This is a genomic window from Burkholderia anthinoferrum, from assembly GCF_002925705.1.
Taxonomy (GTDB): Bacteria; Pseudomonadota; Gammaproteobacteria; order Burkholderiales; family Burkholderiaceae; genus Burkholderia; species Burkholderia semiarida.
Genome location: NZ_LFZP01000085.1, coordinates 1 through 1,107, shown reverse-complemented (window position 1 = coordinate 1,107; position 1,107 = coordinate 1). Strand labels below are relative to the sequence as shown.

2 protein-coding genes are annotated in these 1,107 nt (G+C 56.7%); both read right to left on the bottom strand.

All coding sequences use genetic code 11. The features are described from left to right. Nucleotides 1-61: 61 nt before the first annotated feature. Nucleotides 62-571 (bottom strand): hypothetical protein, encoded by a 510-nt coding sequence (locus tag C5F75_RS36000; protein ID WP_146075250.1) that lies wholly within the window; start codon nucleotides 569-571, stop codon nucleotides 62-64. Nucleotides 572-820: 249 nt separating this feature from the next. Then, nucleotides 821-1,107, bottom strand: a 287-nt coding sequence (locus tag C5F75_RS35995) for a GNAT family N-acetyltransferase (protein ID WP_146075249.1), incomplete at its 5' end; no start/stop codon positions are given.

Genomic DNA, 1,107 nt, shown 5'->3' with positions numbered 1-1,107 from the left:
ATGATGCAGCGGTACCTGCGCCTTATTTGACGGGGCCCGATGCGCAAACCTACGCCAAGTCCTACGCTCGCCCATCACTACCCATCGGCCTGTCTCTGACGTACGGGGCAGCGAAGTCGGCGTCGAAAGTGCCCTTCCATGAGCGCACGCGCATCGAAGTAGAGTAGTAATACTCATAGTTTGTGCGCGGAATCTGGTCCACCCGGACTGCGACGCTTGCAAAAACCCCGTCTCGTATAGTTGCATCGCCCGTGCAAATGTATGAGACCACGGCAAGGTGTTCGTCCAGTATCTTCCGGATGAACTCGACTGCACCACCGGCCTCTTCGGCATTGCCCAGAACGGAGAAGAAATGCCGATGGGTTGCTGCGTAAAAAACCGTCACCTCGTCGTTGTACAAGGAACAAACCTCTAAGGGGCCACCTTTCGATCCTGCGAGCGACGGCACCCGAACATTGAAATAATTCTCGCCAGCGCGGGCAACAATAGAGAAATGGCTCCTCCAGCTCGGGAAGGCTGAGAGAAGGTCTCCCGCCATTTGGCGAGAAAAGGGCTCAAGCAATTCGATCAAGGTGGCTCCCCCGCAGCTCGCGAATAGCGCAACGCGATCAATGACAATCCTACGCCAGAAGTCGATCGACCTCTGCTGGCCGACAATCACCTGTCTTGATCATCGGAAATTGACCGAAAGGCGAACTTCGCTCTCTCACATTGGAGCCACTGGTAAACTTCGGCAACGGTCTGACAGCGTTCCCGATTGCGGCCATTCAGCCTCATGTTTTTCCGACTGCGAGCGGCAGCAGTCGGTGTGGGAATCATGCTAAGGCGGGGCGACACGCTTAGTCATCGGCACGCAAGCCAATTCCAGCCCGCGGGATGTTCGATACGTCGAAATGGAATCCCCCGCCCAACCACAATAACGATAAAAAGGTGCCGCGTTCAGCGTGGCATCGAGCCGCATCAAGGCAAGTCCCTGATCGCGAGCCAACGCTTCGAGCAACTGCAGCATCTGGCGTCCGATACCACGCCCCATGTGAGACGGCCGGACGAAAATTGCATCTACCTGCCCGCTTGCAGCGGTAAGCATCCCGGTGCCAACGACCAATC